Annotated in this window: 19 protein-coding genes; 14 read left to right on the top strand and 5 right to left on the bottom strand. The window is 33.2% G+C overall.

Translation table 11 applies throughout. From position 1 onward, the window contains the following. Nucleotides 1-26 precede the first annotated feature (26 nt). From BLQ93_RS06200 to BLQ93_RS06180, 5 genes are read right to left on the bottom strand one after another with little or no spacing between them, the layout of a single operon-like run. Nucleotides 27-2516 carry a GGDEF domain-containing protein gene (locus BLQ93_RS06200; RefSeq protein ID WP_092128970.1) on the bottom strand — a complete coding sequence of 830 codons (2490 nt, stop codon included), beginning with the start codon at nt 2514-2516 and terminating at the stop codon, nt 27-29. Next, complete coding sequence (locus BLQ93_RS06195; RefSeq protein WP_092128968.1) at nt 2506-3261, bottom strand: TatD family hydrolase; 756 nt, start codon at nt 3259-3261, stop codon at nt 2506-2508. The genes BLQ93_RS06200 and BLQ93_RS06195 overlap by 11 nt, the downstream gene beginning before the upstream one ends. Then, a complete protein-coding gene (locus tag BLQ93_RS06190) occupies nt 3258-4412 on the bottom strand; it encodes a nicotinate phosphoribosyltransferase (RefSeq protein ID WP_092128966.1) in 1155 nt (384 codons plus the stop codon). The genes BLQ93_RS06195 and BLQ93_RS06190 overlap by 4 nt, the downstream gene beginning before the upstream one ends. 11 nt (nt 4413-4423) lie before the next feature. Continuing rightward, nucleotides 4424-4759: a phage holin family protein gene (locus BLQ93_RS06185; RefSeq protein ID WP_025391342.1), complete on the bottom strand. Its 336-nt coding sequence runs from the start codon at nt 4757-4759 to the stop codon at nt 4424-4426. Beyond that, complete coding sequence (locus BLQ93_RS06180; RefSeq protein ID WP_092128964.1) at nt 4756-6741, bottom strand: mechanosensitive ion channel family protein; 1986 nt, start codon at nt 6739-6741, stop codon at nt 4756-4758. Before BLQ93_RS06180 ends, BLQ93_RS06185 begins: the two co-directional genes overlap by 4 nt. A gap of 84 nt (nt 6742-6825) precedes the next feature. On the opposite strand from BLQ93_RS06180, the gene mobA reads away from it, so the two are divergent. The 14 genes from mobA to BLQ93_RS06110 are packed head-to-tail and all read left to right on the top strand — an operon-like array spanning nt 6826 to nt 20295. Beyond that, nucleotides 6826-7404 (top strand): molybdenum cofactor guanylyltransferase, encoded by a 579-nt coding sequence (mobA, locus tag BLQ93_RS06175; protein WP_092128962.1) that lies wholly within the window; start codon nt 6826-6828, stop codon nt 7402-7404. Then, nucleotides 7397-8872: an RNA polymerase sigma factor RpoD gene (gene rpoD, locus BLQ93_RS09805; protein WP_092128960.1), complete on the top strand. Its 1476-nt coding sequence runs from the start codon at nt 7397-7399 to the stop codon at nt 8870-8872. Before mobA ends, rpoD begins: the two co-directional genes overlap by 8 nt. Continuing rightward, nucleotides 8869-9561: a pseudouridine synthase gene (locus BLQ93_RS06165; protein WP_025391346.1), complete on the top strand. Its 693-nt coding sequence runs from the start codon at nt 8869-8871 to the stop codon at nt 9559-9561. The genes rpoD and BLQ93_RS06165 overlap by 4 nt, the downstream gene beginning before the upstream one ends. Before the next feature lie 51 nt (nt 9562-9612). Then, a complete protein-coding gene (locus BLQ93_RS06160) occupies nt 9613-9963 on the top strand; it encodes an NADH-quinone oxidoreductase subunit A (RefSeq protein WP_092128958.1) in 351 nt (116 codons plus the stop codon). Continuing rightward, nucleotides 9954-10415: an NADH-quinone oxidoreductase subunit B gene (locus tag BLQ93_RS06155; protein WP_025391348.1), complete on the top strand. Its 462-nt coding sequence runs from the start codon at nt 9954-9956 to the stop codon at nt 10413-10415. The genes BLQ93_RS06160 and BLQ93_RS06155 overlap by 10 nt, the downstream gene beginning before the upstream one ends. 13 nt (nt 10416-10428) lie before the next feature. Further along, entirely contained in the window at nt 10429-10974 is a 546-nt protein-coding gene (locus BLQ93_RS06150) for an NADH-quinone oxidoreductase subunit C (RefSeq protein WP_025391349.1), read from the top strand. 9 nt (nt 10975-10983) lie between these two features. Then, a complete protein-coding gene (gene nuoD, locus BLQ93_RS06145; RefSeq protein ID WP_025391350.1) occupies nt 10984-12180 on the top strand; it encodes an NADH dehydrogenase (quinone) subunit D in 1197 nt (398 codons plus the stop codon). Nucleotides 12181-12189: 9 nt separating this feature from the next. Next, a complete protein-coding gene (locus BLQ93_RS06140; protein WP_092128956.1) occupies nt 12190-14544 on the top strand; it encodes a 2Fe-2S iron-sulfur cluster-binding protein in 2355 nt (784 codons plus the stop codon). Continuing rightward, nucleotides 14541-15542 carry an NADH-quinone oxidoreductase subunit NuoH gene (gene nuoH / locus BLQ93_RS06135; RefSeq protein ID WP_216818752.1) on the top strand — a complete coding sequence of 334 codons (1002 nt, stop codon included), beginning with the start codon at nt 14541-14543 and terminating at the stop codon, nt 15540-15542. The genes BLQ93_RS06140 and nuoH overlap by 4 nt, the downstream gene beginning before the upstream one ends. 10 nt (nt 15543-15552) lie before the next feature. Beyond that, nucleotides 15553-16002, top strand: a complete 450-nt coding sequence (locus BLQ93_RS06130) for a NuoI/complex I 23 kDa subunit family protein (protein ID WP_025391353.1) — start codon at nt 15553-15555, stop codon at nt 16000-16002. Next, nucleotides 15999-16505, top strand: coding sequence for an NADH-quinone oxidoreductase subunit J family protein (locus BLQ93_RS06125; protein ID WP_025391354.1), 507 nt, complete (start codon nt 15999-16001; stop codon nt 16503-16505). The genes BLQ93_RS06130 and BLQ93_RS06125 overlap by 4 nt, the downstream gene beginning before the upstream one ends. 8 nt (nt 16506-16513) lie before the next feature. Next, entirely contained in the window at nt 16514-16810 is a 297-nt protein-coding gene (gene nuoK, locus BLQ93_RS06120; protein ID WP_025391355.1) for an NADH-quinone oxidoreductase subunit NuoK, read from the top strand. Nucleotides 16811-16822: 12 nt separating this feature from the next. After that, nucleotides 16823-18712, top strand: a complete 1890-nt coding sequence (gene nuoL / locus BLQ93_RS06115; protein WP_092128954.1) for an NADH-quinone oxidoreductase subunit L — start codon at nt 16823-16825, stop codon at nt 18710-18712. Nucleotides 18713-18726: 14 nt separating this feature from the next. Continuing rightward, nucleotides 18727-20295 carry an NADH-quinone oxidoreductase subunit M gene (locus BLQ93_RS06110; RefSeq protein WP_092128952.1) on the top strand — a complete coding sequence of 523 codons (1569 nt, stop codon included), beginning with the start codon at nt 18727-18729 and terminating at the stop codon, nt 20293-20295.

Below are 20295 nucleotides of genomic sequence, written 5' to 3'. Positions count from 1 at the left end.
TTAAAAAGTTTTATAAAAAGCCTGAATTAGAATGACAGTTCCTGGTAAAACAAAGTCTGACTGAAAAGATACTCAATATTTTGTGGCAAATCTGGTTTTGCAATCAAAAAACCCTGTACTTCATCACAATTGAGCTCCTTTAGAGCTCTTAATTGTTCTTTTGTTTCAACACCTTCTGCGATTACCTTAAGATTTAAAATTTTTGATAGATTTATTATGGTTCTTAGAATCTCGAAGTTTTTTTTCTCAAACATTTCTCTAATAAAGGATATATCTATCTTGATTCCACTTAAAGGTATCTCTTTTAAATAAGACAAAGATGAGTATCCTGTGCCAAAATCATCTATAAAGATTTTTATGCCATTTTTGTTTAATATAGTGAGCTTATCTAAGTGTTTAATAAGTGTGTTTTCTGTTATTTCTATTTCTATCAAGCTTTTATCAATTTTAGAATTTTCTATTAATTCAACTACATTTTCTACAAAGTTTGGATCATCCAATTGGATAGGCGAAACATTAACAGCTATTTGTATGTTAAATCCCATTTTTTGCCATGCTATAATTTGATTTATTGATTGTTCAAAAATTTTGTAGCCAAGTTGTGTTATTAAATTTGTTTCTTCTAATAGTGCCATGAATTCATTTGGCAAAACAATGCCATTTTTTGAGTTCCATCTAAGTAAAGCTTCAACAGAATGTATATGTAAATCATTCAAAGATAATTTTGGTTGATAGAAAAGTATAAATTCATTGTTTTTTATAGCATTTTTGAGTTTGCTTTGAAGCTGAAGTTTTGCCTGGATCAGTATATTTGAGTCTTCTTGATAAAAGCTTAAAAACAGATTTTTCTTTTTTGCATCAACAAGAGCTATTTCAGCGTTTGTTATGAGTTTTTCCTGCGTATCTGCATCTGTTGGGTAAATACTAACTCCTATTGTAAAGCCAAGATTCATATCTATATCAAAAGATAAAGATTCTATTTTTTCTTCAATGGATTTTGCGATATTTAAAATTTCATCTTTGTTTGATGTACTTAAAATAAAGCCAAATTCATCACTACCGGTTCTTGCTGCATAATAGATTTTGTCCACTTCCAGGATTGCTTTAGCGACATTTTTAATTATACTGTCTCCTTTTATATAACCATATTTGTTGTTTATAGCCGTGAAATTGTTGATATCACAGATAATAACAGAAAAATTTTTTTTATGTTTTATAAAAGACTCAATTGTATACCCAAACATTATTCTGTTTGGTAAATTAGTTAAAGGGTCAAAAGATGACAAAAAAACAACCTTTTTCTTTTTTTCAATAAAATCTATTGCATATGCTATATCACTTGCTATTTCTTCAAATAAATTGATTTCTTTTTCATTAAAATAATCTATTTCATCTGAGTAGGCTTTTAAAACTTTTGAAGGACCTTGAGACTCCAAAATAGTTATAGGTACAGTTATTGATGAGTGGAAATTAGATTGTTTTGCCTGATTTCTCCATGGGCTCATTATAGGGCTTTTTTGTATATCATTGCACACAACGATTTTGTTGTTTCTAATTGCTATACCTGATGGACCACTGCCTTCTGGTTTGTCTTCTTCTATTGAAACAACGATGTTTCTTAAATACTTTTTATCCCCTGCATACGCTTTAGGTTTTATTGTTTTTGTTTTTGAGTCAACGCATCCAATCCATGCAAGCTTAAATTTGCCAAAATTAACAAGTATATTGCATACTTTTTCAAATAATGCATCTACATCCTGTATGCGAACAACCAGATTGTTTATTCTTGATAGTACTTCATAGAGTCTATTTAGCCTGATTAGAAGCTTTTCATTTTCAATACGTTTTGTTATATCTCTAAAAACTACAACCATTGCAGATTCATTTAGCATATTAACGCTTGCTTCAAGCATGAGAGGCTCGTTTTTTGCAGTTTTAAACTCCAAAATTTCAGTGATGCCTTTTTTTTGTTTGACAAACTTTTTAAATAATTCTTGATAGTAATCTTTTTTATTTTCTTTAGCAAAATTTAATATATCCTGATTAACTATATTTTTTGTTTTTAAAATATACTCGATAGATTTATTTGAAGAGAGTATTTTACGCGTATTTGTATCTATAACCAAAACGCCATCGTAAAGTTTATCAAAAATTGATTTTATTTCTTCCAGTTTAAGTTGTGTTTTTGAAACGCATTGCTTTGATACGGATAAACTTTCCTGCAAGATTGTTTTTAGTAAATTGTTTTCAAGTTGTTCTATGTTTTCAACCTTATGATCCAAAAAAACACCATGTGCAAAATCCAAAAATTCATTTACAAAACTCAAAAAATTTGCCGGATTGTCAAAAGAATCTAAATCAATTGTTTTGAGCTTATTGTTTATATATTTTCTTAGAATTTCTTTAGTTTTTTCATTGACATTTTTATTTTGAATTGTTTCACAGATATTGTAAAGTCTATTTAGTATCTCTTTATTAATATCTTTTAAATTAGAATCAAAGTAATTATTTGTCATTTAAAACTCTTAAACTATTTTCATATGTAATCTGAGCTATTTCTTCTGGTGGTAATTTTAGTAAATTGCTAAGTTCAAAAAGCGTATATTGTAGAAAGGATGGCTCGTTTGTGTGCCCGCGTTTTGGAACAGGTGCAAGATAAGGTGAATCTGTTTCTAATACCATATTTTTTAGCGGTACATGCTTTATGTTTTTTCTAATAAGTGAATTTTTGAATGTTACTATACCACCTATTCCCAATAGGTAATTACGATCTAAAGCAAGTTTTAAAAGATCAAAGTCTCCGCTAAAGCAGTGAATAATGGCTTTTAAATCTAATTTTGAACTTAGTATATCAATGCTGTCAGAAACCGCATCCCTTATGTGAATTGATACCCATTTATTGTGAAAGATTGCAAAGTCAAGTAAACTTGAAAATAGTATTTTTTGAGTTTCTTTAGGAGCGTAGTTATAAAAGTAATCCAAGCCAATCTCTCCTATGCCTATACATTTTTCATCTTTCAGGTAACTTTCTATGATATCTAAATCACCAATTTTAAACTCGCCTGCATGATGAGGATGAATCCCAGCAAAAAAGTATAAATTTTCATAATTATGTGTTAGTTTATATGCTTTTTCTATATCACTGATATATGATGTAGCAAGAAAAACTTTTTCAACAATACCAAATCTTTGAATAACTTCGTCTATTATATTATCAAATTCTTTTGATTGAAGATGGGCATGTGTATCTATGATTTTCATAAATCGACAAATCTTAGGCTTGTTAGTGTATGTTCCCTTATGCTTTTTATATTGGGTAGGTCTATTATTGTTTTGCCACCTTGAACTACATACTCAAGGATATCTTGCATGGATCCGCCACAAGAACATTCTTGGGTTTTGATAGTGTATGGCACTACTTTATCGCTAAAGCATTTTTTGCATCTAAAAAGGCTTTTTGATCCGGAATTTTTGCCTTTTTTAGCAATTGGTTTGCCTTCAATTTCTACAATATCCATAGAAAAATCAATTGTAGACGCACTTGATATGCTTGTGCCAACGCCAAAACCATCCACAACATCAACAAGTGGCTCAATTGTTTCTTCGTCAAGCCCACCGCTTGCAAATATTTTTACATTATCTGCGCCTCTTAAAGATAATTCCCAGCGGATTTCTTCAATAATGGCTTTAAGGTTTCCCCTTCTTGAGTTTGGAGTATCAAGTCTAATGCCTGATAATTTTTTTCCAAGAGCTTCAAATACCCTTAGAGTTTCAAACTTTTCATCGCCAAATGTATCGATTAGTATTATTCTTGGCACATTACTATCCATTGTTTCGTCAAAGTATTGAGCTGCACTAACTGTATCACCAGAAAGTAGCACAAGTGAGTGCGGTATTGTCCCGCTTGGTTGAATGTTTAATACATTTGCAGCTTGCACAGTAGATACACCATCACATCCACCAATATATGCAGCTCGTTCAATTGCAACAGCAATAGCAGGGTGCATTCTTCTTGCACCAAATGATAAAAGTTGTTTATCTTTAACCAATTTTCTAAGTCTTGCAGCTTTTGTTGCAACACCAGATTCTTGACATAAAAAGCCTAAAATAGCCGTTTCAAATTTTGCAAATTCACTATATAGACCCTCAATTTCAAGCACTGGTTCGTTTTCTCTAAAAATACTGCCTTCTTTAATAGCACGAATATTTAAATTTTTACCTTCAAGCAATTCCAAAACTTCTTCTAATCCAACAAAAATTCCCCATTTATAATTTTTTGGCAATTTTTTTACGCTAATTTCAGCTCTTACTTTTTTATCCAGACCCTTTACTTTAAGTGTATAAACAGTCCTATCAAAATATACATCTGTTACTTTTGCATTTAATATATCTTCTTTTGTTGAAATGAACAATTTTTACCCCCTTAATCTACAAACGCATTTAATATTAAGCCTATTATACTCATTATTATTGAGCCTGCAAGAGCACTAAAAAAACTTTCAACGACAAAACCTTTTACAATGTACGAGGCAAGGTAAAAAAGTAAAGCATTGATAATAAGCGTAAATAAACCAAGTGTTAAAATATTAATGGGAAGCGTCAAAATTATCAAAAATGGTCGTATGAATGTATTTAATAATCCAATTACCAAGCTTGCTGCAATTAGCGAAAATACACCTTCAACACGTAAACCTTTGACAATCATTACACTAATACCTAAAGCAATAGAATTAATTACCCACTTAATTATGAATATCATTTTACTTCCAAAAAACGGTTAATTGTAGAAAGCACCACTGAGTTTTTCTTTAATGCTTCAATGATTTTTACATAATAGAGTTCTTGAAGCCAAACAGGTGCCTTTAAGTCAGTTTTTTCAATCCATGCCCATGCCTCAAACTCAAGGCCGTATATGCTTTGTTTAATCAAAACACACTTTGGCGAGTATGTTTCATTGTCTAAAATATAATCTTGTTTCTTTAGTTCTTCAATAACAATTTCTTTAACCTTTTCAATGTCTGAGTTTATATCTACAATAAATGGTATTTTCAATTTTATTGCACCAGATGAATAAGTAGAATTTATAACTTTCGAATTTATAAAGTAAGAATTTGGCACAATAATATCAGTGTTGTCGTAAGCTTTGATAATTGTGGATCTTAATTTTGTCTCTACCACAATGCCCGATATGTTGTTTTCTGGTATGTTTATTATGTCTCCTGGTTTAACTAGCTGCTCAAATATGATTATGATACCAGAAACCATGTTGTTGGCAATATTTTGCAGTCCAAATCCTAAACCAACGCTTAGCGCGCCTGCAATTAAAGCTATGGTAGATGCATTGACGCCTATAAATGTTAATGATATGGCCAAAATCACTATTACGATAATATATGATCCAAGTGTTTTTAAAATTTGAATATTTGCTTCACCTATAGATTGGCGAAGTTTAAGCTTTTCCAGGCTTTTTTTGTAATGTTTATCAAGCAAAAATCCTAAAAACAATAAGATGATTATTTTAAGTATCAATGATAAAGATAGATCAATTCCTTTGTACTCAAAGAATGAGTAATTTAATACATGTGAAACCTGTATGCCTATGTTTTTGAGAGATTTTGCAGCTTTGTTTAATGCATATATTGAGGGATTTTGTATATGCAGTAATATTTTTCTAATTGTATTGAGTTTATTTTCCAGTAAGCTTAAGTTTTGCTTGTATGTCATTAAATCAAGTAATGTTTGCTTAAAATACACAAAATAAGAAACTTGAGAGTTAGCTGTATAATTTGGTGGGGAGTAGTTGGTTATAAACTGAATGTTTGTATCAATTGAATTTTCAATTTTTTGTATTTCTTTTTGGATTTGTGTGTATACAGCTACAGCATGTGTAGAGTTTTTATTTTCTATAATTTCTATCAAATAACGCCTGATTTTTAGATCAATTATTGATATTGCTATGCCAAACAATTGATTTTCATTGTAGAGCTTTTGATTTTCCAATTGGGCAAGCCTGTTTTGCAGGTATGTAGAGCTAGTAGAAGAATGCATTATTTGAGATACTAAAAGCTGTATTTGAGTATCAAGCTGTATATTTTGAGAAACTATATTGTCTTGCATTTCATCGTAGTATTTCTCTTGTGATTTGATTTTTTCATTTATATTTTTTAAAGCGTATTTGTCCAGAGCAATTTTATGCGTTAAACTATTCATTGATTTGTATGAGTCATTTAGGAATTTATTTATATTGTCTATACTTTTTTTAGCCTGGTCAAGTTTTGCCTGTGTAATTTTATAGCGCAAATCTAAAAGTTCTTCGTCAAGCGTATTTTTTTGAATTGATAAAAATTCTTCGTTTAAAATTTTCTTTCTTTCACTTAAGTGTTGTATTGTTTTTTCTAAGCTATTTATTGTGTTGCTAAGGTTTGTTAAATAGTCAACAAAATTATTGAATTCATCAAAGTAAATGACTTTGGCTTTTAATAGACGATCCAGCTTTTCGTTATTTTGAACCTTTGGTTTTGTTGAGTAAAGGCTCTTTAGTTCTCTTAAAAGATCGATTTTTACATAAAGCTTATCCAATGTTTCTGGATCTTTTGTTTTGCTTATTTGGTTATAGGTTTGCTGTTCCATTTTGTTTATTGCAGCAATATTATCTGAGGACTTTTGTATTAAGCCAAATGAGTGTGAATTTATAGTTACCGTAAAGAATATTGCTAATATAAGTATTTTTAAGAAACTCATATGAAACTTATATATGAAAAACTTTTATGTGTCAATACTATTGACTTTTTGGAAGTTTTTATTACTTTATAGCAAGTGGTAGAAATGTTAAGATTTGGTGCGCTTGTACTGTGTGGGGGTAGATCTCAAAGAATTGGCAAAAATAAAGCTTACCTATTAAAAGATAATGAGCCATTTATAAGTATAATTGTCAATAGATTGTTAGAGATTTTTGAAAAAGTGGTAATTGCGGTTGACGAAACCCAAAAATATACACAAATTATAAATAATAGGGTAAAAGTAGTGGAGGATAAAAGAAATTATTATGGACCTATTGAAGGCTTAAGGCAAGGTTTAAAAATATCGCAAAAAGATTACATTTTTGTATGTGGGTGCGATATGCCAAACATTTCAAAAGACTGCATAATTGAACTTGCAGGTTATATAGATTACTCGTATGAGTGCATATTACCTTTTTTAGAAAAACCTCAGGTTTTACATGGTTTTTACAGTAAATCATTATATACCAAAATTGAGTCCGGTAGTTATTTTAGTATAAAAGGACTTTTGGATGATGTTAAAGTTAAGTATATATCAAAATTCAATTGTAATATAAAAGAATCGGTTATAAATATAAATACAAAAGAAGATTACATTAAGTTTTTAGGAGGAGCAAATGGATAAAACATCAAGTGATGAAATTTTTTCAAGCAGCCTTTTAGAAGAAGGCAAGAAAAAGGGCTACCTAACTTATGATGATATAAATAAACTTTTGCCAGATGAGATTAACATCGAAGAAATTGATGATTTAATGGATAAGTGCGATGATCTAAATATTGATATACTAGATAGTGAAGCAGATGCAAAAAAATTAAGCGCAATAGTAAAAGAAGAAGAACTTTTAGAAGAAGACACAGAAATCAAAAGTGCAATAAAAATGTATTTTTCAGAAATGGGTACCATAGATTTGCTTGACAGAGATGAAGAAATTGAACTTGCAAAAAAAATTATTGATGAAAAAAACACATTGCTTGAAACATTAATAGAGGTACCCTTTTTTAGTTCGGCTTTGGATGATTTAATATACAATGTAAGCAACAATATTATAAAGCTTAAAAATATATCAAATGCCCTTGATAGTTCTTTTGATGATGTAAAGCAAGAAGATGAAGAAGATTTTACAACTAAGCAGAAGTTTTTGATTGTTTTCTCAGAAATAAAAGAGACACTTAATTTGTATAAAAAAGAAAAAAAACCAGAATACAAGGAAAAAATCATTCGCAATCTTACTGAAGTTTCGCTCAATGATACATGTATTGGAAATATGATAGAAAGTTTTAAACAAAAAGTTTATAAACTTGAACAGACTCCAGAAAAAGATAAAATTTTTGACCAAATAAATAAACTTGAAAAAAGCAAGCTTGTAATTGAAAACGCAAAGCAAAGAATGATTAAAGCAAATTTGAGACTGGTTGTATCCATTGCCAAAAAATATTTAAGCAGGGGTTTGTCATTTTTGGATCTTATCCAGGAAGGCAATATTGGACTTATGAAAGCTGTTGATAAATTTGATTATAAAAGAGGTTTTAAGTTTTCTACATATGCTACATGGTGGATCAGACAATCAATATCGCGAGCCATTGCGGATCAAGCACGAACCATTCGTATCCCTGTTCATATGATAGAAACAATAAACAAGATTGTAAGAGCCTCAAAATTGCTTGTGCAGGAAAATGGTAGAGAACCAACCGTACAGGAATTGTCAGAAACCCTTAATGTGCCTGTTGAAAAAATCAAAAATATTTTAAAAATTGTAAAAGAACCTATATCACTGGAGACACCAATTGGCGACGAAGAAGATACAAGACTGGAAGATTTTATAGAAGATAAAAATGCTGCTTCGCCTCTTGATACAGTTATAGAAGCTGATCTTTCAGAAAAAATAGAAGCAGTGCTTGCTACACTAAGCGAGCGAGAACAAAAGGTTTTGCGTATGAGGTTTGGCATATCTACAGGCTTTGATCATACGCTTGAAGAGGTGGGTAGAGTGCTTGGCGTAACACGGGAGCGTGTAAGACAAATTGAAGCAAAAGCAATCAAAAAATTAAGGCATCCAAAACGCTCTAAAGCACTTGTGAGCTTTATTGAATGAGGCTTAATAGGTATTTGGCAGCCTGCGGGTTGGGTTCTAGGAGAAAGACTGAAGAATTAATTAAAAACGGTCTCATAAGCGTAAATGGAGAGATTGTAAGAGATTTTATAGATATTGATCCGCGAAGCGAAAATGTCTTATATAAAGGCAAACCTATAAAACTGCAAGACAAATTATATTTTGCCTTTTACAAGCCTCCTTTTGTTATATCAAGCCTTAAAGATGGGACACACAGGTGTATAGGAGATTTTTTTGGTCATTTAGATATAAGGGTTTTTCCAGTTGGGAGGCTTGATTACTTATCAGAAGGTTTGATTTTTGTAACCAATGATGGATTATTTGCTAACAAGGTTACTCATCCTTCAAAAAAGGTTAAAAAGACTTATCTAATAAAAACAAAAAAACAAATAGAAAGTAAACTATTAAATGAACTTTCAAAAGGGACAATACTTGAAGATGGATTTTTTAAACCATTATTTATTTCTTTTACAGAAAATAAATTATGGATAAAGCTTGTAATGGATTCTGGCAGGAATAGGGTTATAAGAAGGTTTTTTAAAAAATTTGATATTGGAATTGATGTTTTAAAAAGAATATCAATTGGTGGTATTAAATTAGGAAATTTAGCTCCAGGGGAGTATAGATTATTGGAAGAAAGTGAAATATTGCAATTGACACAAAGCAAATGATAGTATAAAATTCACACGAATTATAACTTTCCAATATGGAGGTGTTGGTGTATGGCTAATTGGTTTATTGCGTTTATTGCATTGGTGCTTTTGTTTGTAATATTTGCCGGTATGGTTATAGCCGCTAAATACCTTGCGCCACGTGAGTATGATAAGGAAAAGTATGATCTTTATGAGTGTGGTGCGCCTATGGTGAGTGAGTTCAGGTATTTTAATATTCGCTTTTATATTATTGCGATTATGTTTACACTTTTCGATATTGAAGCGATTTTTATGTATCCATGGGCAGTATATTTTGAAGAATTAGGTATTTTGGGTGTTATTGAGATGGGTTTGTTTATTATTATGGTATTTGTTGGATGGATTTATGCTTATAAGAAAGGAGCGCTTGTATGGGAATAGAGAATGCCTGGATTACTACAAAACTGGATAAGTTGGTTAGCTGGGGTAGGTATTCATCTTTTTGGCCTGTAACATTTGGTTTGGCATGCTGCGCTATTGAAATGATGGCAACAGGAGCTTCACGATTCGATTTAGATAGATTTGGTGTGGTGTTTAGAGCATCGCCAAGACATTCAGACGTTATGATAGTGGCGGGTACGCTTACAAAAAAAATGGCAATAGCCGCACGCAAAGTTTATGACCAGATGCCAAGGCCAAAGTGGGTTATATCAATGGGTAGCTGTGCAAATACAGGTGGTATGTTTGATTCTTACAGCGTTGTGCAAGGTGTTGATACAATAATACCAGTTGATGTATATGTTCCGGGGTGCCCTCCAAGGCCAGAAAGTTTATTATACGGTATAATGAAATTACAGGAAAAGATTAAGAAAGAAGGGTCGATGAATACATAATAAGGAGTTAGCAATGGATGGTCAAAGCGTTGTAGAGTTGGTTAAGGGTAAGTTTGGTGATGGTGTTTTGGAAGCAAGTGAGTTTAGAGGCGAGTACAGCATCCTTGTTTCAAGTAATATTGCTCACGAATGTCTAAAATATTTGCATGATGAGTTGAATTTTGAGTATCTAGTATTTGTTACTGCTGTAGATTTTGGCATTGATGCTGAATATAGATTTCAAGTAGTTTATGAGCTCAGATCTCTTTTACATAAGCTTCAGATACGTGTTAAAACCAATATAAAAGAAAATCAAGATATAGAAAGTGTTGTGGATATTTATAAATCTGCTACATGGGACGAAAGGGAAACCTATGATATGTTTGGTATAATATTTAGAAATCATCCGGATTTAAGAAGAATTTTAATGCCTCAGGATTGGACAGGATATCCATTAAGAAAGGATTACCCTCTAAAAGGCAGACCAGAAGACGATGATTGGCTGGATAAGCATTTACCGCTTGGTCAACTAAAAAGGCCAAGGCATACAAGAAAGCCTTTTAGTTTAGTCCAAAAATAGGAGTTTAAAATGAACAAAACTTATGTTGTTGAAAACGAAAGAGAAGTCATTGTAAATATGGGGCCACAACACCCATCAACACACGGTGTTTTGAGGTTTGTTGTAAAACTTGATGGTGAAAAAATCGTTGAATCGGATCCTGATGTAGGATACTTACACCGTGGTTTTGAAAAATTTGCCGAAAACATGACATATCAACAATTCATGCCATTTACTGACAGGCTTGATTATTTAGCTTCAATGAACAATAACTTTGCCTATGCAATGGCTGTGGAAAAATTGCTTGGTATAAGCAGCCAGATTCCAAAAAGAGCTGAATACATCCGTGTAATCATGGCTGAGCTTGGAAGGATTGCGTCGCATTTGGTTTGGCTTGCTACACATGCTTTGGATATTGGCGCTATGACAGTATTTTTATATTGTTTTAGAGAAAGAGAGTATATACTTGATATGTATGAGATGGCATGTGGCAACAGGCTTACATATAATTATATAAGAATAGGTGGAGTTGCACGTGATTTGCCAGATGGATTTTTAGACAAATTAAAAGAATTTGTAAAACTTTTTCCTTCAAAAGTAAAAGAATACCACACTTTGCTTTCAAAAAATAGAATATGGCTTAAGCGTACAAAAGGTATCGGTTATATTTCGAAACAGGATGCTATTAACTGGGGAATTGCAGGCCCTTGCACAAGAGGTTCCGGTATTGATTGGGATTTAAGGCGTGATATGCCATACTCAGTTTATCCTGAGCTGGATTTTGAGATACCAGTTTATCATAATTGCGATGTGTACGATCGCTACCTTGTGCGTATGGACGAAATGATTCAGTCCAATAGGATTTTAGAGCAATGTATAGAAAAAATTCCAGATGGACCTGTAATGATGAAAGATAGCCCATATGTATGGGATCCAAAAGAAGACATAATGAAAAAAAATTATGCTTTAATGAAACATTTTGTAAAGGTTGTTCAAGGCATTAAGGCACCGCCTGGAGAGACTTATTTTGGCGCTGAAAACCCCAAAGGTGAATTAGGATTTTACATTTACTCCAACGGTGAAGGTGTGCCTTATAGGATGAAAATCAGATCACCATCTTTTATAAACTTAAGTGCCATGCCAGTTATGTTAAAGGGGCATTATATTGCGGATATTATCTCTGTAATTGGTAGTTTGGATTTTGTTTTTGGCGAATGCGATAGGTAGAGGTGAATTATGGAAAAAAAAGTTAAAATTAAAATAAACGGAAAAGAATTTGAAGTGGATAGTGAAAAAAGTATTTTACAAGCAGCAAGAGAAAATGGCATCTATATACCAGCTATTTGCTATTCTGATAGGTTTGGCGCCATTGGTGCCTGTAGAATATGTGCAGTTGAGATTGCTGGCATGAAAAAACCCATGTTATCATGTGCAGCAAAGGTAAAAGATGGTATGGAGGTTACAACTAACTCTCCTGTACTGGATCAGCTAAGGAGAGAGATAATTTATGAGTGGGACACATTTCACCCGCTTCAATGCGGTGTCTGCGATAAAAGTGGTGAGTGTGAGCTTCAAAATATAAATTACGAATTTAATATAACAGAAAACCCAAAAGAGGCTCAAACAGACCCGCTTAGCATACCTCAAGGCACAATACACTATGAATGGAAGATTATCCATCATGATGCAAATCTTTGTATTCAATGCAGAAGGTGCGTGGCAGTATGCGACAAGGTAGTTAATTTTGGTATTTTAGCTTTGGTAAAAAAAGATGGAGATAGAAAAGAGATTGATACAAAAGATGGTAAACCTTTAGATTGCGAGTTTTGCGGTCAATGTGTGAGTGTCTGCCCAACTGGTGCAATGTCTAGCAAGTTATTCAAATACAAAGCCAGAGCATGGGAAATGGAAAAGGTTCCCACAACTTGCGGTTTTTGTTCTTCTGGGTGTCAGATGGATTTAAATGTTAAAAATAATGAGATCCTAAGAGTAACAAGCGAAGAATATACTCCGAATATGGCAAACCTTTGCAATTTGGGCAGGTTTAATTATTCTGTTAGTAAATCAGATAGACTTATTAAGGATTACTCATTAAATTCAAAAACGCTAAATCAGGAAGCAATGTTATTAGAATTATCTCAAATTTTAAAAAATACACCAAAAGAGAAAATTTTTGGTATAAGTGGCGCAAGAGAAACGCACGAAGACAATCTTGCATTTAAAATGTTTTTTAACAATACATTGTCAAATAACAACATAGATAGTCTATCGTCTACCCATATAGGTAAACTTTATAAGTACTTGCCTCAAAGTGTAAATACACTTTATGATTTTTCGGATATTTCTGATGCTAATCTTATAATATGTTTTGGCGGAGATATTGCAAACGAGATGCCACGTATTGACTGGTCTATAACAAGGGGTGCAAAACTACTTAAAACTTCAAAAGTGATAAGTGCCTACTGGAAAGATACAAAGATTGACACGCTTGGTTCTATACCGCTAAGGTATGAACCCGGAAGGGAACTTGATTTTTTAACTTCTTTTGCGTTCGCATTAAAATCTGAAGGATATGGTGCAGGGCTTGATGGTCTTGATAGTCTTACAGGTAGCGAATTTGATGTTTCAAGTATAATGGAAGAAGTTAAAAAAGCTTCAAATATAGCTTTTATTGTGTGTCAAGAAGCGCTTGAGCGTTCAAATGGCGAAGAAATTGCAAAAGCTGTTTCCAATATCGCTCTTTTACTTAAAGATAAGATAAAAGTTTATGCATCAAGTAAATACAATAATGCATTTGGTGCTTTGTACAATAATTACGGTTCATCTAATGAATTTAGCATCCAAAGACTACTTGAATTTGCAAAAGAAGGTAAAATTGAAACATTAATATTGCTTAATGCAGATTTGTTTAGTTTTTTGAGCGATAACGAGGCTAAAATAGTAAGGGATAGTGTAAAAAATATTGTTTTATTCGATACTTTTGAAAGCAAAACTTCTCTTATAGCAAATGCAATTGTGCCAGTACCTTTTTTCACCAGCCAAAGCGGTACCTTCATTAATGCAGAAGGAAGGGTAAATAAGATAAATAAAGCAATAGAGTGTAATGTACCTTGCGCATGGGAGTTTTTATTTAAACTATCAACTAATTTGGGATACAACCTTTCAAGTGCAAAACTACAATTAAAAGATAAGAAAATTACTCTAAATGGTCCTGCAGATAAAATTTATACAATAAATACAAATTCTAGTGTTAAAGGTGATGGTGAATTTGTATTTATAGCAAACTATTCTAAATTTAGGACTTCTGTTTACTCTGGTTATGGTGAGGGAGCTAAGCTGGCACAAAGTCAATCAGTTTTGCATATAAGCAAAGAAGATGCTCAAAGGATTGGCTTAAATGATGGTGATTTCGCAAGTATTGAAGCAAATGGAGCGTCAATAGCTCTTCCTGTAAAAATTGATGAACAAATGCCAAAGTCCGTTCTTGCTGCACAATTATGGTTTGAAAACACCAATCCATACAATATAACGGGAGGTTTTAATAATTTAGTAAGAGCTAACCTTACAAAAGCTCAAGGGGGATTAAAATGATAGAAGTAATAATTGGTATTGTTAAATTAATATTGCTTGTTGCAGTTTTAAGTGTGTATGTTATGTATGCTACTTGGTATGAAAGAAAAGTTATAGGGCACATGCAACAGCGCATTGGACCAAAAAGGGTTGGACCATACGGTTTACTTCAACCTTTAGCAGATACAATTAAGAGTTTTTTTAAAGAAGATGTTATACCAGCAAGGGCAGATAAACCTCTGTTTTGGTTAGCTCCTATTTTAGCGCCTACTTTTCCATTTGCTGCTGCGGCTGCTATACCGTTTTTCCCGCCAATTGAGCTTTCAAATGGTACAATGTTTTACTTTAGCGTATTTCATTCCAATGTGGACTTACTATACATTTTGGCAATGATGGGTTTATCTAGTTTTGGTGTTATGCTTGCAGGTATTGCATCAGGTGGTAATAAATATTCATATTTTGGGGCTCAGCGCGAAATTGCACAAGTTGTAAGTTACGAAATAATTTTGGCCCTTGCTTTATTAAATCCCATACTTATGGTACAATCACTTAATTTAACAGATTTTGTAACTTTCCAACAACAGCATTTATGGTTGATTTTCTATCAGCCTTTTGCATTTGTAGCATTTGTAATTGCAATGGTAGCATCTGCTTCAAGGGTGCCTTTTGACTTACCAGAAGCCGAAAATGAACTTGTAGCAGGTTTTAATACAGAATTTACTGGACTTAAAATGGCTATGTTCTTTTTTGGTCAATATGTAACTATATTTGTAGTATCAGCTTTAGCAGCAATAGTATTTTTGGGCGGATGGAGTGGTCCTGCAATACTGCCTGGATTTGTCTGGTATTGGCTTAAAGTACTGTTATTTATATTTATGTTTACATGGTTTTGGGGAACATTTCCTAGATATAGGTATGACCAGTTAATGGATATAGCCTGGAAAAAACTACTACCTCTTCTAGTACTGAATATACTGTGGACAGGATTTGCACTGATAGTGCATATGCCTATAATTTAAGGAGGTTGGTATGTTATTTAAAGATTTACGAAAAGGTTTAAGTGTTACATTAAAATATCTATTTACGCATGCAGTAACTTGCCAGTACCCAACTCAAAGGCTCAATGTGCCAGAACGTGGCAGATGGCTACATGCTCTTAATTTGCACGAAGAAAGTCAAAAGATTAAGTGTATTGATTGTGGACTTTGCGAGGAAGTATGTCCGTCAAAATGCATAGAAATAATACCCACAGAAAACGAAGATCATACAAAAAGCCCGGCAATTTACAATATAGATCTAGGTAGATGCTGTTTTTGTGGTCTTTGCGTTGAGGTTTGTCCAGAACTTGCAATATCTATGAGCGATAAATACGAACTTGCAGGATACGACAGGGAAAAATTTGTTTTTACCAAAGAAGACTTGATCAAAGTTGGGATAGAATATAACAATAAATTGCAAAAGAAAGAAGGTGCCCTATGAGTGTGGAAATAGTAGTTTTCGCAATTTTAGCATTAATGGCAGTTGGTGGTGGTTTTGGTATAATTGTAACAAAAAATCCATTTAGAGCCGCAATGTGGATGGTATTATCATTTATTGGCTCTGCTGGACTTTTTGTAATGCTTGATGCAGTATTTATCGCAATGCTTCAATTAATAGTTTATGCTGGTGCTATTACTGTAATGATAGTAATAGCAATGTATACAATGGACAGGTTAACTATTGCAAGCTTAAAAAGATTTAACAACCAAGCGTATTTTGGCGCATTATTTGGTATTGGTATACTATTGGATTTTATTGTTATAGCAGCAAAGCTTAAAATAAATACAGCACAGATGGGTAAAAATCTATCAATTGCAGGTAGTAATGTTAAAGCTATTGGTGATGTGCTTTTTAAATCATATTTGTTGCCTTTTGAGATAACTGCAATTGTGCTTTTAATTGCGTTGTTTGGTGCAGTTGCACTTACAAAGAAGGATCTTTAGGAGGCAAAATGTTAGCTGCGTATATGTTTGTTAGTGTATTGCTTTTTGCAATAGGGGCCACAGGGGCAATGATAAGAAGAAATTTTTTAATCGTCCTGATGTCTTTAGAATTAATGATTAACGGTGCCGGTATGGCTCTTATTGTAATGTCATATTTTACTGGTAATATTTCGGGGCAGGTTATGTTTTTGTTTGTTGCAGCAGTTGCAGCAAGCGAAACTGCCGTGGGTTTGGCTATAGCTGCTATGATGTACAAAAATAAGAAGAGTGTAGATATAAATGATTATACTACACTCAAAAAGTAAAAGGGGAAAGATATGAAAACATTGGTGTTGCTAATTATTATCTGGCCTCTAATTGGTTTTTTAATCAATGGTCTATTTGGCAAATGGACCAAAAATTATGCTGGCATAATTGCGGCAAGTGCTTTGGGTTTAAGCTTTTTAAGTGCAGTTTACCCAATATGGCAGGTAATTTTGGGTAATATTTACGATTATGTTTATTTTACATGGATGCCTCTTGGTAAGTTTAGCGTTCCTTTTGGCTTAAGGATAGACTCTTTATCTGCTGTTATGCTTTTTGTTGTTACATTTGTTTCCTGGATGATACATATTTATTCAAATGGATACATGAAGGGCGATCCTGGATATGCAAGGTATTTTACCTACCTAAATTTATTTGTGTTTTCAATGCTTCTTTTAATTTTAGGTGATAGTTATTTACTGATGTTTGTTGGTTGGGAAGGCGTAGGCTTATGCTCATATTTGCTAATTGGCTTTTGGTACGATAAAAAAACAGCTTCAGATGCTGGCGAAAAAGCATTTGTTGTAAATAGAATAGGTGATGCTGGCTTTATAATCGGTGTATTGTTTATTCTATTTAATTTTCATTCTGTAACTTACGCAGATGTGTTTCCATTCGTTCATCAGGTATTAACACCAGAGACTGCGACCATTATTGGCCTTGCTTTGTTTTTAGGGGCAATGGGTAAATCTGCTCAATTTCCATTATACATATGGCTAACTGACGCTATGGAAGGCCCAACACCTGTTTCAAGTTTAATACATGCAGCGACAATGGTTACAGCTGGCGTTTATATGGTTGCAAGATCAAATGCAATCTATGATATGAGTCCTATTGCAATGGAAGTTGTAGCATCAGTTGGTGCATTTACAGCTTTTTATGCTGCAACTATGGCACTCACACACAAAGATATAAAGCGCATTTTGGCATACTCCACACTATCTCAGCTTGGATATATGTTTATTGGTGTTGGTGTTGGTGTATACTGGGCTGGAATATTTCACTTAATGACGCACGCGTTTTTTAAAGGCCTATTGTTTTTGGGTGCAGGCGCAGTTATGCACTCTATGAGAGGCTTATTATCAATTGATTTAATGGGTGGCCTTAAAAAGAAAATGCCCCAAACTGCTATTTTGATGGTTATTGCATCTTTAGCAATTGCTGGTATACCGCCTTTTGCAGGTTTTTTTAGCAAAGATGCAATCTTAGCAGGCGCGCTTGAGATGGGACATCCAATAATTTGGATAGTGGGTGAAGTTACAGCATTTATGACTGCTTTTTATATGTTTAGGTTTGTATTTACAGTATTTTATGGTGAAGAAAAAGTACCCAACTTGTATCATGAGCTGCATGTACATGAAGCACCAAAAGTAATGACGATTCCTATGTGGGTTTTGGGTGTGTTGTCGATTATTGGCGGTTGGGTTGGTTTGCACGTAAGTGGAGAAATACCTATTGAAGCTTTTATTGCACGCACTGCTCCAACGCTTGAAGTAGCAAATGAAGCCCACTATTCTGAAGCGTTTCTTATGGGTTTTTCTGCATGCGTGGGCTTGCTTGGTATATTTACAGCATGGGTTATCTACATCAAAAAATGGATTACAGCAGAGTCCATTGCAAATACATTTAAACCAATCTATACGTTGCTTGCTAATACCTACTATGTAGATGAGTTTGTGTATTTCTTTATTGTAAAGCCATTTTGGTGGGTGTCTGAGTTTTTCTTATGGAAAATTGTAGATGTAAAAATTATAGATGGCGGTGTAGATTTATTTGGATGGATATCAAAAAGAATTGGATGGCTGTTTAGAACGCTGCAGACAGGTTTTGTAAGCCATTACGCTTACTGGATATCAATAGGTGTGATGTTGCTTACTGGCTGGTATTTAGTTAGGATTATATAAGGTGAGGTGAAAAGATGAATCAACTGCATTTTCCAATTCTTTCAACTATAGTGTTTTTGCCTGTAATTGGCGCACTACTGGTTTCATTAATTGATAGCAAAAAAGAAACTGCAATAAGATGGGTAACATTTATAGTTTTGTTGCTTGATTTTTTGGTATCGTTACCATTGTTTTTTTACTTTAATTCTTCAACATACCAGATGCAATTTGTTGAAAAAGTACCATGGATTAGCTCTTTAGGTATGAATTACTATCTTGGCATTGACGGTATAAGCTTATTTTTAGTGTTATTGACTACATTCTTATCACCTATTGCTCAACTTTCTACTTGGAGCGGTATAACTCAAAAAACAAAAGAATTCAATATCGTATTATTACTTTTGCAAACTGGTATGCTTGGTGTGTTTGTATCTTTGGATATTTTTTTGTTCTATATTTTTTGGGAATTTCAGCTTATTCCAATGTATTTAATGATTGGTATTTGGGGTGGTCCAAATAGAGTATTTGCTACTATGAAATTTTTCCTTTACACATTTTTTGGTAGTGTATTTATGCTTGTTGCATTAATGGCACTATATTTCTTGCATCATGCATATTATCATGAATACACATTCAATATGGTAACACTAATGTCTCAACCTCTACCAGCAAACTTGCAGTTCTGGCTTTTTATTGCTTTTGCTTTAGCGTTTGCAATCAAAGTACCAATGTGGCCGTTTCATACATGGCTTCCATGGGCACACGTGGAAGCACCAACGGCTGGTTCTGTAATACTTGCCGGTATTTTGCTTAAAATGGGTACATATGGCTTTTTAAGGTTTAATTTACCTATGTTTGCATCAATGACTCACCAGTTTGTTGATATTATTTTGATAATTTCACTTATTGGTATTTTCTACGGCGCATTTGTGGCAATGGTTCAGCCAGATATTAAAAAGCTTGTGGCATATTCATCTGTGTCGCACCTTGGATACTCTATGCTTGGTATGTTTGCTTTAAGCGCAATTGGCATAGAAGGATCTATTATGCAAATGATTAATCACGGTATATCAACTGGCGCGCTATTCTTAATTGTTGGTATAATATACGAAAGGATGCACACAAGAAATATTTCAGAGTACGGTGGACTTGCATCTCTTGTTCCAATTTTCAGTGTTTTTTTTATGATATTTACGCTTTCATCCATCGCAGTTCCTGGAACCAATGGATTTATAGGCGAATTCATGGTTTTATTTGGTACATTTGAGTCTCACAAAGTGTTTGCCATTATTGCTGCTTTTGGCGGGTTATTTGCAGCTGTTTATATGCTTACAATGTTCAAACGCGTGGTATTTTTAAAACCTCTAAATCCAAAGTTGTTAAAACTGACGGATTTTAACTTAAGAGAATGGATTTACATGGTACCGCTCGTTGTGTTTGTATTCTGGATTGGAATTTATCCCAATACATTTTTATCAAAAATGCATGCAAGTGTTAACCATTTAATAGAGCAAACTAAAATTACAAATGTAAATCCAAATTTAAACGGTAAGGTTTCTTTCGATAATAAAGTAATAATTAAAAAAAGTGGACTCAAGGGGTAG

The sequence above is a fragment of the Desulfurella multipotens genome, assembly GCF_900101285.1.
In the GTDB taxonomy this organism is placed as follows: domain Bacteria; phylum Campylobacterota_A; class Desulfurellia; order Desulfurellales; family Desulfurellaceae; genus Desulfurella; species Desulfurella acetivorans.
The sequence above is the reverse complement of the archived record's forward strand: the minus strand, read 5'-3'. Positions and strand labels throughout refer to the sequence as shown.